The sequence below is a fragment of the Novosphingobium sp. LASN5T genome (genome assembly GCF_003856955.1).
Lineage (GTDB): Bacteria > Pseudomonadota > Alphaproteobacteria > Sphingomonadales > Sphingomonadaceae > Novosphingobium.
The window spans coordinates 1-14,626 of sequence record NZ_RQSI01000040.1 but is presented as its reverse complement, the minus strand read 5'-3'; the positions used below and the strand labels follow the sequence as shown (position 1 = coordinate 14,626).

14 protein-coding genes are annotated in these 14,626 nt (G+C 59.9%); all 14 read right to left on the bottom strand.

Annotation, left to right across the window (positions count from 1 at the left end; all coding sequences use genetic code 11):
- Positions 1 to 57 precede the first annotated feature (57 nt).
- Positions 58 to 693 (bottom strand): 3-isopropylmalate dehydratase small subunit, encoded by a 636-nt coding sequence (leuD, locus tag EH199_RS19265; protein WP_124810787.1) that lies wholly within the window; start codon positions 691 to 693, stop codon positions 58 to 60.
- Positions 693 to 2,099: a 3-isopropylmalate dehydratase large subunit gene (gene leuC, locus EH199_RS19260; protein WP_124810786.1), complete on the bottom strand. Its 1,407-nt coding sequence runs from the start codon at positions 2,097 to 2,099 to the stop codon at positions 693 to 695. Before leuC ends, leuD begins: the two co-directional genes overlap by 1 nt.
- Complete coding sequence (locus EH199_RS19255; protein WP_124810785.1) at positions 2,096 to 3,016, bottom strand: hydroxymethylglutaryl-CoA lyase; 921 nt, start codon at positions 3,014 to 3,016, stop codon at positions 2,096 to 2,098. Before EH199_RS19255 ends, leuC begins: the two co-directional genes overlap by 4 nt.
- Complete coding sequence (locus tag EH199_RS19250) at positions 3,013 to 4,245, bottom strand: CaiB/BaiF CoA-transferase family protein (protein ID WP_124810784.1); 1,233 nt, start codon at positions 4,243 to 4,245, stop codon at positions 3,013 to 3,015. Before EH199_RS19250 ends, EH199_RS19255 begins: the two co-directional genes overlap by 4 nt.
- Complete coding sequence (locus EH199_RS19245) at positions 4,242 to 4,880, bottom strand: nuclear transport factor 2 family protein (RefSeq protein ID WP_124810783.1); 639 nt, start codon at positions 4,878 to 4,880, stop codon at positions 4,242 to 4,244. Before EH199_RS19245 ends, EH199_RS19250 begins: the two co-directional genes overlap by 4 nt.
- Positions 4,877 to 5,986 carry a Gfo/Idh/MocA family protein gene (locus tag EH199_RS19240; protein WP_124810782.1) on the bottom strand — a complete coding sequence of 370 codons (1,110 nt, stop codon included), beginning with the start codon at positions 5,984 to 5,986 and terminating at the stop codon, positions 4,877 to 4,879. The genes EH199_RS19245 and EH199_RS19240 overlap by 4 nt, the downstream gene beginning before the upstream one ends.
- On the bottom strand, positions 5,986 to 7,242 hold the full coding sequence (locus EH199_RS19235) for a cytochrome P450 (RefSeq protein WP_190287357.1): 1,257 nt from the start codon (positions 7,240 to 7,242) through the stop codon (positions 5,986 to 5,988). The genes EH199_RS19240 and EH199_RS19235 overlap by 1 nt, the downstream gene beginning before the upstream one ends.
- A gap of 133 nt (positions 7,243 to 7,375) precedes the next feature.
- Positions 7,376 to 7,777 (bottom strand): heme-binding protein, encoded by a 402-nt coding sequence (locus tag EH199_RS19230; protein WP_124810780.1) that lies wholly within the window; start codon positions 7,775 to 7,777, stop codon positions 7,376 to 7,378.
- Entirely contained in the window at positions 7,774 to 8,688 is a 915-nt protein-coding gene (locus EH199_RS19225; protein WP_124810779.1) for an SDR family NAD(P)-dependent oxidoreductase, read from the bottom strand. Before EH199_RS19225 ends, EH199_RS19230 begins: the two co-directional genes overlap by 4 nt.
- Positions 8,689 to 8,716: 28 nt before the next feature.
- Positions 8,717 to 9,832: a phosphotransferase gene (locus tag EH199_RS19220; protein ID WP_124810778.1), complete on the bottom strand. Its 1,116-nt coding sequence runs from the start codon at positions 9,830 to 9,832 to the stop codon at positions 8,717 to 8,719.
- Positions 9,832 to 10,287 (bottom strand): SRPBCC family protein, encoded by a 456-nt coding sequence (locus EH199_RS19215; protein ID WP_124810777.1) that lies wholly within the window; start codon positions 10,285 to 10,287, stop codon positions 9,832 to 9,834. The genes EH199_RS19220 and EH199_RS19215 overlap by 1 nt, the downstream gene beginning before the upstream one ends.
- A 27-nt stretch (positions 10,288 to 10,314) precedes the next feature.
- The gene (locus EH199_RS19210; RefSeq protein WP_223806781.1) at positions 10,315 to 11,088 is read right to left on the bottom strand and encodes an SDR family NAD(P)-dependent oxidoreductase; all 774 of its coding nucleotides are present in this window, start codon (positions 11,086 to 11,088) and stop codon (positions 10,315 to 10,317) included.
- Entirely contained in the window at positions 11,076 to 11,831 is a 756-nt protein-coding gene (locus tag EH199_RS19205) for an SDR family NAD(P)-dependent oxidoreductase (RefSeq protein WP_124810776.1), read from the bottom strand. The genes EH199_RS19210 and EH199_RS19205 overlap by 13 nt, the downstream gene beginning before the upstream one ends.
- A 53-nt stretch (positions 11,832 to 11,884) precedes the next feature.
- The gene (locus EH199_RS19200; RefSeq protein WP_124810775.1) at positions 11,885 to 14,227 is read right to left on the bottom strand and encodes a TonB-dependent receptor; all 2,343 of its coding nucleotides are present in this window, start codon (positions 14,225 to 14,227) and stop codon (positions 11,885 to 11,887) included.
- Positions 14,228 to 14,626 lie beyond the last annotated feature (399 nt).

The following is a 14,626-nucleotide window of genomic DNA, read 5'->3' as shown; positions in this document are numbered from 1 at the left end:
GGGAATGACTCCTTGGTACCAAAACGCCTCATGAGCCGCTGTCCCCAATTTGCGGGACTAACGCGCGAGCCTACCGCGGAGAGCGATCGCGGGTATCGGTTCGCCTACGCTGTTCCGCCGCCTCCACGCTTCAATCTGTTCCCAGTGGTGCAGCGTTTCGCCAATCTCATCTCGCCCCTCCAGAAGCGCCGCCTTACGGCCGGCGTCGATATCGAAGGTGAAGACATGGCCCAATGCGCACTCTATCCGCTGGAGAACCAGGTCGATCTTCGCGAGGGCGGTGGCGGAGCTGCCGACCAGAACCAGAAGGAGATCATGGTCCTCGGGATCAAGGACGATCGGCAGAATACCGTTCTTGAAGCAGTTATTGTAGAAGATGTCTGCGAAGCTCTTTGCGATAATGGCGCTGATGCCGAAATCGATCAGTGCCCATGGCGCATGCTCCCGACTTGAGCCGCAGCCAAAATTGTGGCCCGCGACCAAGATGCCCGCCTTTCGCCAAGGTTCCTGATTGAGAATGAATGCCGGATTCTCGATTCCATCATCGCGATACCGCATCCTAGCAAAAAGCGCGCCTCCAAGACCGGCCCGGCTGACCGTCTTGAGAAATTCGCCCGGCAGAATCTTGTCGGTATCGATGTTATCGAGCGGCAAGGGCGCGGCGATTGCCTCCAGATTGATGAATTTCCGCATCACGAATAGGTCCTGACATCGACAATCGCGCCGGCGACCGCCGCCGCTGCCGCCATAGCCGGCGACATAAGGTGAGTCCTACCGCCAGGCCCCTGACGTCCCTCGAAATTGCGATTGGAAGTCGAGGCGCAGCGTTGTCCGGGCGACAAGCGATCCGGGTTCATGCCCAGGCACATCGAACAGCCCGCTTCCCGCCATTCAAATCCGGCATTGCGGAATATGTCGGCAAGACCTTCCTCTTCTGCTTGACGCTTCACACTGCCTGAACCGGGCACAACGAGCGCACGTACACCGTTAGCAACATGACGACCCGCAGCAATCGCTGCGGCACTACGTAAGTCCTCGATCCGGCCATTCGTGCAGCTGCCGATGAAGACGACATCAATCGGCACACCCATGATCGCTTGCCCCTGCCGCAGGCCCATATAATCCAGCATGGCGCGCGCCTGATCCTGACGCTGAGAAGGCAAGGCCTCCACCAGGGGTATCGTCTCGTCGACGCGGATCACCGCTTCCGGACTGGTTCCCCATGTCACCATCGGAACGACCTCCCTGGCATCCACGACGATCTCGCGGTCAAATTTCGCCCCAGGATCAGAACATAGGCAGCGCCAGCGATCGATCGCCCGCTCGTAAGCCGCCCCCGTCGGACCACCGGGCCTGTCTTTCAGATAAGCAAAAGTCTTGCTGTCTGGGGCAATCAGACCCGCACGCGCGCCGGCCTCGATCGACATGTTGCAGACCGTCATCCTTCCCGCCATGTCGAGATCCGTGATCGCCTCGCCGGCATATTCGATGACATGACCGTTTCCACCGGCGGTCCCCAGCTTCCCGATGATATGAAGGATCAGATCCTTCGCTGTTACACCGGTCGGAAGAGTCTTCTCGACCTGCACGCGTAGCGTGCGTGCCGGCTTTTGCCGCAAGGTCTGGGTTGCAAGGACATGCTCTACCTCCGACGTCCCGATGCCGAAGGCCAAGGCGCCAAAGGCGCCATGGGTTGAGGTGTGACTATCCCCGCAGACGATCGTCATTCCGGGAAGCGTCAGGCCGAGTTCCGGGCCAATGACATGCACGATGCCCTGCGCCTCGCTGCGCAGAGGAACATAGGGAACCCCGAATTCAGCCACGTTGCGTTCGAGGGTCTCGACCTGGATTCTGCTGTCGGCATCGCTGATCGGCCGATCACGATCTTCCGTCGGAACATTATGATCTGCGACCGCGATCGTCAGCTCGGGGTGCGGTAGCCGTCTGCGCGCAATGCGCAACCCTTCGAACGCCTGCGGACTGGTGACCTCATTCACCAGATGACGGTCGATCTGAAGAAGCCATGACCCATCATCGAGTTCGAGGATCGCGTGAGCATCCCAAATCTTCTCGAACAGCGTGCGTGGCTTGCCCGTCATGCCGTCTCCTCCCGCCGCGCTTGCGCGGTCAACGCATCTCGAACCCGCCCTCCCACACACGCGCCAGGCAGCGTTGCGGCGCTGCCTGCTGCCTCCAGCAGCCGGGAAAGATCGATCCCTGTAGAGATGCCCATCTTGCCGAAGGTCCAGACCAAATCCTCGGTCGCGACATTTCCCGTAGCGCCCGGGGCGAACGGACAACCGCCAAGGCCGCCAAAGGATGAGTCGATCACAGCCACACCGGCATTAAAGGCGGCGAGCGCGTTTGCGACGCCGAGGCCATAGGTATCATGACCATGAAAAGCCCATTGACGGATTTGTGGGAAGTGTTGCCTTGCCACCTGAAACAGATCGCCGACCTTGTCGGGGGTGATGCGACCGGTAGTATCGCACAGGCAGAATTCGGCCCCGGCTGACACCGCAGCGAGAGCCTCGATAAGATCCAGGGTCGCTACCGGATTGACGGGACCGTCGAATGGGCAATCGAACGATGTCGCGAGGTTCAGACGAATTCGCGTGCCTTCAGGAAGCAGTGCCACGATGGCGCGAAAATCCTCTACCGACTCTCGCGGCGTCCTTAGCACGTTGCTTCGATTATGCTTGGGGGAGACAGAAAGAACAAAGGCAAGATGCCGTGCGTCCGCCGCAAGCGCGCGTTCGGCCTGGCGCTGACTTGGTACGAGGACTTGTACGTCCAGCCCAGGCTTGGTCGCACAATAGGCCAGCAATTCAGGCGCATCCGCCATTTGTGGGACCGCCCGTGGGCTGACAAACGCCGTCGCTTCCATTCGCCGAATCCCGGCATCGTAAAGCAGGTCGATCAAGCCCGCCTTCTGCTCGGTCGGAATGAACTGGTTGATCGGCTGGAAGCCATCCCTGGGTCCGACCTCTACGATCGATACAGACGCGGCGCTCATTTCAACACTCCAGCACGCTCGAGTTCGAGAAGGCGGGACTCATCATAGCCGAGCAATTCCCTTGCAATGGAACGGCTATCGGCGCCGATGTCGGGCCCGGTGTTGCGCACCTGGCCGGCACCGTCCGGGAAATGGGGCACGATACCCGGATGAAGGACGGTGCCGAGCAGGGGATCGTTGACTTCGCGTACCATACCGCGTGCACGATATTGAGGGTCGCGCGCAATATCCTCGGCCGTGTATACTTTCGAAGCGGGGATATCCGCATCGGCAAGCATCTTCGAGAGAGCCTCCGCGGGATGACAACGGCTCCAATGCTCTATCAACGCATCAAGCTCGCGCGCGTATTGAACGCGCTGGGCGTTCCCTTGGAAGCGCGGATCGTCAAGCAGGTCAGTTCGGGCCATGAGACCGAGCAATTTGACGAAAAGCGGCTCAGAGTTGGCGGCTATAAGAATCCACTGCCCATCGGAGGTCGGATAGGCATTTGACGGGGCGGCAGTGGCAATTGCTCCTCCCGTCGGCTGCTTGACTTTGCCCAACGCACCGAACTCGGGAAGCATGCCTTCCATCAGGCTGAGCACACTCTCTGTCAGAGCGACGTCGACAGTCTGGAAGCGCAGATTGGAGCCAAATCTCTCCCTGCGCCAAAGGGCCGAGACGATGCCGAAGGCGGCGTACAATCCCGCCAACGAATCTCCGACACTGACGCCTACGCGGACAGGAGGAAGATCGTAGGTCCCCGGCGGATGGTTGGTCAGGTGCCGGATGCCTCCAATCGCCTCACCGATCACACCAAAGGCGGCCTGATTACGTCCCGGTCCACTTTGGCCATAGCCCGAGATATGGGCGACGATCAGGTTCGGCTGTCGCTGTCGCAGCACTTCTGGCGCCAGTCCCATCTTGGCGAGCTGGCCCGGACGAAAATTCTCCACCACGACGTCGCAATGCTCGACGAGGTCGAGCAGGACATCCCGGCCCGCCGGCGCTTTGAGGTCGAGCGCGACGCTGCGTTTGTTGCGTCCGTGAACCGACCACCATAAGGAACGTCCGTCCACCTGGGCGCCCCATTGCCGCACGGGATCACCTTGAGGCGGCTCGATCTTGATGATTTCGGCGCCCAGATCCCCAAGCAAGCGCGTACAGAAAGGCGCGGCTACGAAATGGCCGATTTCCAGCACTCGGATGCCCGACAGCACGCCACCCGCGCCCTCCTGCTCATAACTCATGCGTCCACCACGTCTTTCGCGGCGCCGCTCAACTGCTTGTAGTTGCTCACCCGCGCCGGATCGACGTTGAGGGGCCGCCGATAAGAGGGGTCGAGTTCGTTGCGGCTAGGCTGCGGGGCAGTTTCAGCCACCTTGAACTCGAACGGTTGCAGGCAGTCGTAATTCGGACCGCCCTCAGCCGTTTTCGAGCCTTCGATCGTGTTGATAGAGGGCGCAACCCAGTCAACGATATATTCGCGGGCAACGATGCCCCATTTGCCATCCCGTTTTTCCATGCGATCAATGTAACGACCGCCAATGGCGCTGAACGGGGCGCCAGTCTTGTTCATTCCGGAATAGGACAGGTAGGTCTCGCAATGAGCGACGTCGCCGTCGATCCAGGCGAGGTGATTACCGATCATATGCTGGGTCGCACTATGGTTTTCCGAGTGCATCTTGCTTACCCAGGTCCAGAACTCATCCGGCGATCCCACAAACATACTGTGATCGTCGATCGCATCCTCATGATAGGCGGACAGCACCATCACCTTATCGAGGCGGTCGACGCCTCGGCAGTAGCGGTTCACGACATCCAGGATCTCCTGCCGATCCATAAGATAGGTCAGCTTCTCCTGCATCTCTTCAAGCGTCATCATTGGCTGCTTCTCCGGTTCCAGTCTGCCGCACGTTCGATGCGATCGAGCAGACGGTGTGTTTGGGCGGCGTCGGCAAAGGTGGGAGCGGTCGAGGAGCCCGTGGCGAGATCCTCGTGGACTGCGCGGTAGGCATGCGCGACCGCATCGGAATATCCCGACGGGTCGGTCCCAACGAGGCGGAATTCTGCCGGAACGGACAGGGGGCCTAGAGGTTCGCCGCCCCGGCGCCCCTGAATCCGCACATGGCCATATTGAAGGTGACCGGAGTCGCCTTCAACGATCAGATCACCTCCACGACCGTTGATCTCCCAGCGGAAACCGCATGTTGGGGCATCTCCTCCACGATACTGAAGCGCGACGATCGCGCCACCATCAAGGGTACCGCCAACGACAACCTGATCCGGAGCGGTCGCCTCGACTGTACCGTCGCCATCAATGAGTTCGACCGAGCGATGGCCCGTCGCCAAACTCGCATGCAGACGGGAGAAGTCGCCGAGAACCCAGGTAAACACATCGATCATATGACCGAAGGGGATGCTCAGCATCGTGGCGCCCGTGGTATAGTCGAGCACATAAGCCATGTTTGCCATGCTGGCACCGCCCCAAGGGAAGCCGCCCGAGCCGATGACATTGGACGAAATCACCTCGCCGACATAGCCCTGCCGGATCAGATCGCGCAGATATCGAAGGGCCGGTGCGCTCCTTCCCTGCAAGCCGGCGAATGCCGAAACGCCCCGCGCCTGCGCGCCGGCCGACATCGCGCAGGCCTCATCCACGCCCTTCCCGAGTGGCCATTCGCAATAGACGGCTTTGCCACGCCCGAGAGCGTGGGCGACCAACTCCGCATGGTGCGGCACCTTGACGGTAACAACCACCAGGTCCACGTCCGCTCTGGCGACGAGTTCGGCAGGGTCGGCGGTGGCAAAGCCGATGCCATAAGCCTCCCGGGCCGCCCTGGCGCTGTCCGGCGTCGATGCGGACAGCCCTTTGATAACAAACCGATCCGGCATGGCACGGAGCGCCTCGAGATGAGATGTAGCGGCCCAGCCCCCCTTGGCGCTCAATCCGACAATGCCGACGCCGAGCGGTGTGCTTGTTGCGGGCATTAACCGGCAATCCGCGATCCGGGTGTGAAAGTCACGTTGAGGCTTTCCAGAGCATGGATCTGAAAGTGCTCCATGAACTTTGGCGCCGGATGCTTATCCGAGATTTGGATGTTCTGCAGTCGTTCCAGCAGCCGGGTTATCGCGACGCGCATTTCCATGCGCGCAAGCTGATTGCCGACACAGAAGTGGATGCCCCGGCCGAACGCGAGGTGGTTGCGAACGCCCGTGCGATCGATGTCGATCTTTTCCGGGCACTCCCATTTGGCCTTATCGTAATTCCCGGCGAGGTAGCTGACCTGAACCACGGATTCCTTCGGGATCGCTACGCCCTGCAGTTCGGTGTCCTGCGTCGTGTAGCGATATTGATGCGGGACGGGCGCATGTGCGCGCAGCATTTCCTCGATCAAAGCCGGGATCATTGTGGGATCGCCGAGCAGGCGCGCCTTCAACACCGGATCGCTCAGGATCATGTACATAGCACTTGTAATGCCGGTCGTCGTGGTCTCGTTGCCCGCGACAAGGATGAGCTGCGCGATCATCAGCAGCTGGCCCATCGTCAGCTTTTCGCCATTGACGTCCGCATGGACGAGCCGGCTCAACATATTGTCGTTGGGCGCGTCCTCATACTCGCGCGCGCGGGCGGCGAGATAGTTCTGCATATCGATCATCCGATCGGTCAGCATGAGTTCGCGATCAGGAGGACAATTGGGATCATTACGATCGACCCACGCCGTCGACCAGAGCTTGAACTGCTCATAATCTTCGCGCGCGACGCCGAGCTGGTCGGAAATGATGTACATCGGCAGGTGGACAGCGAACCCTGATCCGAGATCGGTTTCGCCTTGCTCGATGAAGCCGTCGATCAGCTCATCCACCAGCTTTAGCGCGTAAGGCTCCAGCTTTTTGACATAGCTGGGCGTAAAGACCTTATCGACCAGCGCGCGGTGCAAACCATGTTCCGGCGGATCGGCAAATGCGAGCACATGCTCCTCGGGCCAGCCGCGTTCACGGTAGCGCTTCGCAACCTCCTCCGACACCGACGTCTGCCGGTTGATCATGATAGGCGTTTTGCTGGAAAAGATTTCCGGATGGCTGTTGACGTAGTGAATGTCGTCGTACCTGCTGACAATGTACATCCCGGTGCCGGGATCACGATAGACGGGGGCTTCTTCAAGCAGCCGATTAAGGAACGGGAAAGGGCAGCGCTGCACTTCGCCCGAGGCGTAGGTTCCCAGGTCGTCTTCCGTGATTTCCATATTCCCGCTCCACTGCCCCCGGCTCCGACTCTCTTGCGAAGTCGCCCAAGGCGGCATTCAAAAGTTTGCTGGATTCGTCCTAGCAGACGAGCCGCCCGTGGCCTGTCACCGAGCACCGGGACAGCGGTGGCGATCAGGCCGTAAGCACATGCGCGCCGCTCAGTGCGATATGCTCATCCTGGTCTGGCAGTGCGCCGGATACGCCGATCGCGCCGACACAGTGTCCGTCATGGTAAAGTGGTATGCCGCCACGAAAAGGATGCAAGCCGGCGATCGCGATAATGGACGGCATAGCGCTGACGGCCTGCTCAAGTGACGCGGTGGACATATTCAACTCGACGGCCGTGCGCGCTTTGCCCTCAGCCACTCGCAGCGAAACGAGAGGCGCTCCCTCAAGCCGGTCCAAGCGCAAAAGATGGCCGCCGTCATCGACGATGCAGATCGTTACCGCGAACCCATCCGCTAGCGCGACGATGCGCGCTGCTTCCATGATGCGATCGATCTCGGAAACGGCGAGGCATGGCCGTGAAATCATGAGCCTTCCTCGCTCGGCGCCATTGCGCCCGCATCCGCTGATTGCTCATCTATCTCGGGCGGCGCTGTCCGATACATGTCGAGTATGAAAGCGTCGATTTCCCTGTCCGTTCGGGAACCGGCCATATCACACATAAATTCCGCATCGCTGCCTACCGGATAGCGTGTCTCCGGCTTTTCCGCCTTCAAGGCGTGAACGACGATGGAAGCGACGATGTCGGGCGAAGTATATTTCTGGGCTGCCAGCCCTTCGTCCGCTCTGTATTTCATCTGCCGGTAAAGCCGACCGTACAACGCAGCCTCGTCCCCAGGCAGTTCGGCGATCACCTTTGCGAGCGATGCCTGGCTGCGTCGCATCATCTGCGTGTCGAGCGCGCCGGGCTGCACAAGAACGACCTCGACGCCCCACGCGCCGGCCTCCTGGCGCATGACGTCGACCATACCCTCAAGCGCGAATTTTGAAGCGACATAGCTCGCCATCATGGGCGTGGCGACGACGCCCGACCACGACCCTGTCAATATGATCCGGCCCTTGGTCCGCCGAAGGGCCGGGAGGCACGCCTGGTAGACGGCGAGGTTGGAGAGACAATTGATTTCCATCGTACGGCGAAAGACGTCGAGCGATGTTGTTTCGGCCGGAGCGAAAGGGGCCACGGCCGCGCATATGATGACCGCGTTCAGCGATCCCAGATTATGGATAAGCCGTTCAACGGGCGTTTTGAGGTCCTCGGACCGGGCCAGATCGGCAACTTCGACCGCTGCACAGTCGGGACATGCTTTCGTGAAGGCAAAGAGGGTGTCGGCGCTCGAAACCGTGGCGCCAACCTTATATCCCGAGGTGAGCAGCGCCCGGGTGACGGAAAGGCCCATGCCTCCATTCCCGCCGATCACAAGAGCTGTAAGCCCGGTCATCGCGGAACGCCCCCAGCTGACTCGGATGTCATAGCGTCTCTCGAACGAGAGAGAGTGTGCGGTGATCTTCGACCGCGGTGGAGACCCTGAGCAGTGCAAGTGCCATCGTCTCCCAGCCGTAGCTTTCGGGCGGGCAGGTCAGCCAACCGATATACAATGTCCACAGCGCTGCCCGACGATGTTCGGTCCAGAGCACGTCGGACGTGGGCGGCGAATCGACACCAAACTCGATCAGCTTGTTACGGTAGTAGTTGAGCAACGCCCGCTCATGCTCGCGTCGCTCAGCGATCGACAGGGCCGTATTGATGATGTATGTCACATCGTGGAGCGCGAAACCTCTCACGCAGAGCTGCCAATCGTGCAGCCCGACGCTCAAATCGGGCATGCGGTAGGTATTTCCGATGTGCAGGTCGCCGTGCAGGAGGGTCTGCGGCAGCGAAGCCTGGTGCCGCTTGTTGGCGCACATGCCTGCGAACAGCTCCCGCTCGGTAGTGCCCAAGCGTTCCAGTAACTCCCGCTTGAATTTGTGAAGTTCGAGTTGGCTGCGTATCCCCTCTTGGGGGATAACGCTGCGCATGTGGTTCTCGACGCCGCCGCTCAGATGGGTTTCCACCCAAGCCAAGTCTCCCGTGAAACGATCGCTCTCCCAGTAGAGCGCATGAACCTTGGCAATGGCATCAAGGATACGCTTTACATTCTCGACGCCCACTTCTTCGAGATTACTTGGGAAGGTCGCGCCACGGCGCGTCACGTCCTCCATGATCAGCAGGTAGCGTTTGGATTCTGGGTCGAAATGGCCGCCGAGCGAACCCGGCGCCTCGATGGCAAGACCCGGCCGTATCCGGTTGTAGAAGTTCACCTCGTTCGCGAACAGTCCGTCCAGCTGGCAATACCAGGCATCAGTGCCCTTCTTGCGCGGATCGAACGATAGTTTCAGGATGACATCCTGCGGCAAGTCCGCGGGAGACTGGTCGGAATAGTCGAACCTCGCGGTCGCGCGCGCGGAGGTCGAGACATCGCCGTCGCCATATTCATGGGATTTTATGATAGTAACGGAGTCGATTACGGCCTCCGGCATCACCTGTCCGATAATATCGGTCAAAAGGCCGGGCGTCAGATCATAGGGAGATGGCGGGATCTGCATCAGGGATTTCCTCCGGGCTGCTCGAAGAGCGCAGCGAGAAGCTCGAGGCTCCCAAAAAGCAGAGTGAATCGGCTGGCTTCGAAGGCGCGGGCCTCCGCTTGTGGCAGCGGCGTGTCATACGTCAGCCTACGCTCGACCAAAGTCGGCCCTTCGATATCGACGGCATAGAGTTGCATGGCACCGACGACATTATAGACGGGTAAAGGCAGGTCCCCGATAACGTCATATTCCTGCACCCAGTTACGGTCGTCCATGCCGGTGAGGACTTCATCGAAAAATGACCCGTCACCATAGGTCACGCGGCGCTTCACACCGATCGTCAGTCCATCCCCACCCTCGAGTGTTATTTCGGGGTGATGCTCAATCCATCGGGAGTGCGCGCCAAAGTCACGGATCGCCTGCCAAAGTTCGGCAACGGGTGCGTTTATGATCCGGCGTGCGCGAACCGTTGGCATTGCTCCTGTCCTCTCGAAGGTCGGCGTTTAATGAGCGGTCATTCCGCCATCGACCGGTATGGCGGCTCCAGTAATGAAAGAGGCATCGTCACTGGCGAGGAATGCCACGGCAGCCGCGATTTCATGGGGCTCCGCAAACCTCTTCAGCGCGTGCTTGTCCGCCCATGCCGCGGTCGTTCCCGTGTCCATGAACGATAGAGCGAGCGGGGTGAGAACGCCGCCTGGGCAAAGTGCGTTCACGCGGACATTGTGGCGGCCATATTCAAGTGCCGCCGAGCGGGTCATACCGACTACGGCGGCCTTGGAGGCCGCATAAATGGAGAGGGTTTCAAATCCGACCAACGCTGCGGCGGACGCGATATTCACGATGGAGCCTCCACCACGGGCGATCATCCCCGGCAATACGAACTTCATCGCGTGCCAGGAGGCGCGCAGATTGACATCGATCACGCGGTCGAAGTCGCGCCGTTCCCCGTCTGCGAGCAATGCCGGTTTGCCGTCTATTCCGGCGTTGTTGACCAAAATATCGAGCCGGCCCCAACGCTGCTCTACTTCCAAGATCGCCTCGCGGAGCATCGCCTCATCGCTGACATCAGCCACGAAGGCTAAAGTGTCGCCTCCGCTCATCTGGGTGACGCTCCTCACCCTGTCATCGAGGTCGATGCATGCGACGCGAGCACCTTCGGAGACGAGGCGTCGGACGGTGGCGGCACCAATTCCTTGCGCGCCGCCGGTCACCATGGCGACCTTGCCCGTTAGCCTCGACGAGATTGACGGCAACTCGCTTGTCACAAAGTCCACCCGCCATCCGCAGCATAGCTTCCACCGGTCAGAAAACTTGCGGATTCCGACGCCAGAAACACGATGACATTGGCGATCTCGTCAGGCGTTCCTGGCCGGGGAATCGGCAGGCCGGACGCGAATTGAAGGATCGGCGCAAAAGCCGCATCTCCGCCTTCCGGCCGAACCATAGGCGTATCCACCAGACCCGGATGCACGGAGTTCACCCTGATGTTCTCTGCGGCAAGATCGAGTGCGGCGACCTTGGTCATCCCGGTCACGGCAAATTTGCTTGCCGTGTAGGCGATTGCGCCGCGCTCCGCCTTTAGTCCGGCGACCGACGAGACATTCACAATCACGCCACCTCCCCGAGCGATCATGGAAGGCGCTGCCGCCTTCATGCCCAAGAAGCACGACAATTGATTGATTTCGATCACGCGACGATAGTCGGATTCGCTCAGCTCTTGCAAAGGTGTGGGAGCAGGAGCGATCCCCGCATTGTTCACAAGTATGGAGACGGGCCCAAAACTGTCTTCCGCGACGGTGATGACAGCTTTCCAGTCGCAACCGTCACTGACATCGTGCGCAACAAACCGGGCGGCCTCGCCAATCTCAGTCGCAACCTCGGCGCCTCGCACCTGATCGATATCGGTCAGGATTACTTTGGCGCCGAGCGCAGCGAACATTTTGGCCGTTGCAGCGCCAATGCCGCTTGCCGCGCCGGTTACGATCGCGACGTCGCCGCGGAATGTATCGGCGTTCATGCCATATCCTCTGCCGGGGAGGCCGATCTCGGATCGACCTCCCTCATCCCAGGTTAAAACCGATAGCTGAAGTTCGCCCCGAACGTCCGCGGCTCGCCAGTGAAGCGGACGGCACCATCGCCCGCAGATGCGACAGAATTCCAGAAATATTTGTTGGTCAGGTTGCGACCGTAGATGCTCACCCGCCATCCGTGGATGGATTCGAGGCCCAGCCTTGCATCCAGCAAGGTGTAGGCAGGCATTACGAAGTCAGGATTCTCACCGAGATCCGCATAGGTCTTGTCGCGGTATGTGACCGTACCTCCGACGAAAGGTGTCAAATCACCGCCCGTCTCGAATTTATATTCCGCATCGAGGTTGGCCGACCAGGGCGGTGCGTAATTGAACTCCTTGCCCGAAAAGTCGAGTGGGCGACCGGCAAAATCGAAACCAACGTAATTCTTAACCTTGGTTTTGATGTAGGTAGCGCCGCCGTTCAGACGCAGACCCCCAAACTGGACGGTGATATCGATATCCGCGCCGTCAACCGTTGATTTGGGGATATTGACGAGGGTTGCGGTAACGAGCGCACCCTGCAGCACCGGCAAGAAGGAGAAAAACTGCTTGTTCACATAGTCATAGTGAAAGGCTGAGGCGTTGAGCTGGACATGGTTGTCGAACAGCGTCAGCTTCGCGCCGGCCTCATAGGAGGTAAGCTTTTCCTGCTTCACCGGCTGGATGACAGAATTGAACAGGTTCACGATCACAGGGAACGTCCCTGCCTTGAATCCCCGGCTGACCGAGGCATAGAGCAGAATGTCGTGGTTCACCTTGTAATTGATCGCGCCCCGCCAAGCGAGATTGTGTTCTTTCTGTTCGCCGTTAGCGAATATGGGCAAGAAAGTGGGGGCCGGGCCGCCATCGTCAATCGTGATGCATCCGCCAGACACATAGGCTGCCGCCAGCGCAGGATTTATACCGCTCACGATGAACTGCGAGATGCCTCGGATACCCGGCGTTCCGCCCCGATCGAAAGTGCAGCCGCCGATCGTTTGCTTGGTCTCGGTGTAGCGGGCACCGGCGGTGAGCGTAACGCCTTTGATCACCTCATAATCGACGCTGCCGAACACAGCGGCGGCGCGCTGCGTCAGATCGTATTTCCACTCCGCCGGAGAGTTCGGCGGGAACCCGGTATAGCCGGTGTAGGCATTGGCAACGCCCTCGGTAATGTCGTCCTTGCCGTAGCTTGCACCTAACACAAAGTTGAGGCCGATGTCCTTGTAGTTGCCTGCGAGGCGAACTTCCTGGTTGATCGACCTGATATCAGCCTTCGAGGTCGCGGGCTGCATCGGGACGGCCGTGCCGTCCTGATCGTGCGGCGAGCGGAACCTTGTTTTGAGATAGTTGGTGATCGAGGTGAACGTCAGTTGATCCGTGACGTCGTAATCTGCCCGGAGGATACCTTGGTACGTGTAGCTGTCAGCCCGAGTATCAAATCCCGTGTCAAAGTCAGCATCCCGGGCGTTGGTCGGCGGATGGTTGCGATACTGCAAAAACGGTTGTGCTGACGGCGCGGCGGGATTGACCGGTTGGAAAAGAAATGCCTGCGCCTGTTGCTGCTGACTGCGGTCTTTGGATGCGTTCAGGTTGACCGATATTTTGAGGCGGTCGGTGGGAGTCCAGTCGAGTAGCAGCCGGCCTGCGATCTTATTCTGATCGCCGTTCTTCTGATCGTTCAGATAATAGCCGCGCTGCCATCCACCGAACTGCGTGGTTTGAACAGCGACGCGGGCACGAAGGGTGTCAGACAGCGGGCCGCTTACGAACCCTTCCGCATTGGTCTCACCCCAGTGGTTCACGTCGACACGGAAACCAGCGGAGAGATGCGACGTCGGCTTCGCGGCAATAACGTTGATGGAACCGCCCGTCGCATTTTGACCGAAGAGTGTGCCTTGAGGGCCCTTGAGGACTTCAACGCGCTCGACGTCGAGAAACAAGGCCTGGCCCATCACGGGATAGGGAATGGCAGCCTCATCGACGTAGGAACTCACTGTCGGCGGCGCCGATGCCTGGAAGGAGTTGAAGTTCACTCCGCGTAGAGAAAACACCGGTGGTCCAAAGACGCTGGTGGAAGCCGTAAACCCGGGAACGATTGCTCCAAGGCCGGTGGCGTCGATCACACCCGCACTTTGTAGTTGTGTGCTTGATGCAACCGCGACACTGACGCCGACGTCGTTGAGCCTCTGCTCACGCTTCTGCGCGGTGACGATGATCTCGCCAAGGCCCGAGTCATCCGGTGCCGGCTGTTGAGCCTGAGCAGGCGCAGCATTGGCCTGCGCGTTCGCTTGTGAGCTGGCGAACATCGACGACGCAGTCAAGCCAATGATCGCCGCTGACATATGAAGCCGGTGTTTCATTACAGATCCTCCCCTAAACGCCCCTCTCACGGGGTTCGCTATCACTACTAGCCGCCGAGTATGGGAGCCGCTGTCACCTGAGGGGGTGACCGCCTCAAGGGCGGCCGGCGGACTTGCGCTTTGCAAAGAGAGAGGCGCATCCTGCGCGCGCGTAGCGCGGTGCCGATGCCACAAGGCGGGCGAAACAGGGTGCGATCATGTGACATGACCGTATTGTGGCATCAGATGACGGCTGTCGCGCGACCATTAGCAACGATTTGGGGAGAGCGAGCGGTAAGCATACGCCGAAGGCCGCAGGGTGGCTCGGTTTAGGCGGCAAGAGCGACCTGAGCAGCCCGCCAGTTCCACGGAAGCAGTTCATCGAGACGACTGACGGGATGGTCGGCGATGCGGGCGAGG

Excerpts from the sequence above, each read along its gene's own strand:
- leuD (WP_124810787.1), bottom strand. The coding sequence starts at position 693 with ATGCGGAAATTCATCAATCTGGAGGCAATCGCCGCGCCCTTGCCGCTC.
- leuC (WP_124810786.1), bottom strand. The coding sequence starts at position 2,099 with ATGACGGGCAAGCCACGCACGCTGTTCGAGAAGATTTGGGATGCTCAC.
- EH199_RS19255 (WP_124810785.1), bottom strand. The coding sequence starts at position 3,016 with ATGAGCGCCGCGTCTGTATCGATCGTAGAGGTCGGACCCAGGGATGGC.
- EH199_RS19250 (WP_124810784.1), bottom strand. The coding sequence starts at position 4,245 with ATGAGTTATGAGCAGGAGGGCGCGGGTGGCGTGCTGTCGGGCATCCGA.
- EH199_RS19245 (WP_124810783.1), bottom strand. The coding sequence starts at position 4,880 with ATGATGACGCTTGAAGAGATGCAGGAGAAGCTGACCTATCTTATGGAT.
- EH199_RS19240 (WP_124810782.1), bottom strand. The coding sequence starts at position 5,986 with ATGCCCGCAACAAGCACACCGCTCGGCGTCGGCATTGTCGGATTGAGC.
- EH199_RS19235 (WP_190287357.1), bottom strand. The coding sequence starts at position 7,242 with ATGGAAATCACGGAAGACGACCTGGGAACCTACGCCTCGGGCGAAGTG.
- EH199_RS19230 (WP_124810780.1), bottom strand. The coding sequence starts at position 7,777 with ATGATTTCACGGCCATGCCTCGCCGTTTCCGAGATCGATCGCATCATG.
- EH199_RS19225 (WP_124810779.1), bottom strand. The coding sequence starts at position 8,688 with ATGACCGGGCTTACAGCTCTTGTGATCGGCGGGAATGGAGGCATGGGC.
- EH199_RS19220 (WP_124810778.1), bottom strand. The coding sequence starts at position 9,832 with ATGCAGATCCCGCCATCTCCCTATGATCTGACGCCCGGCCTTTTGACC.
- EH199_RS19215 (WP_124810777.1), bottom strand. The coding sequence starts at position 10,287 with ATGCCAACGGTTCGCGCACGCCGGATCATAAACGCACCCGTTGCCGAA.
- EH199_RS19205 (WP_124810776.1), bottom strand. The coding sequence starts at position 11,831 with ATGAACGCCGATACATTCCGCGGCGACGTCGCGATCGTAACCGGCGCG.
- EH199_RS19200 (WP_124810775.1), bottom strand. The coding sequence starts at position 14,227 with ATGAAACACCGGCTTCATATGTCAGCGGCGATCATTGGCTTGACTGCG.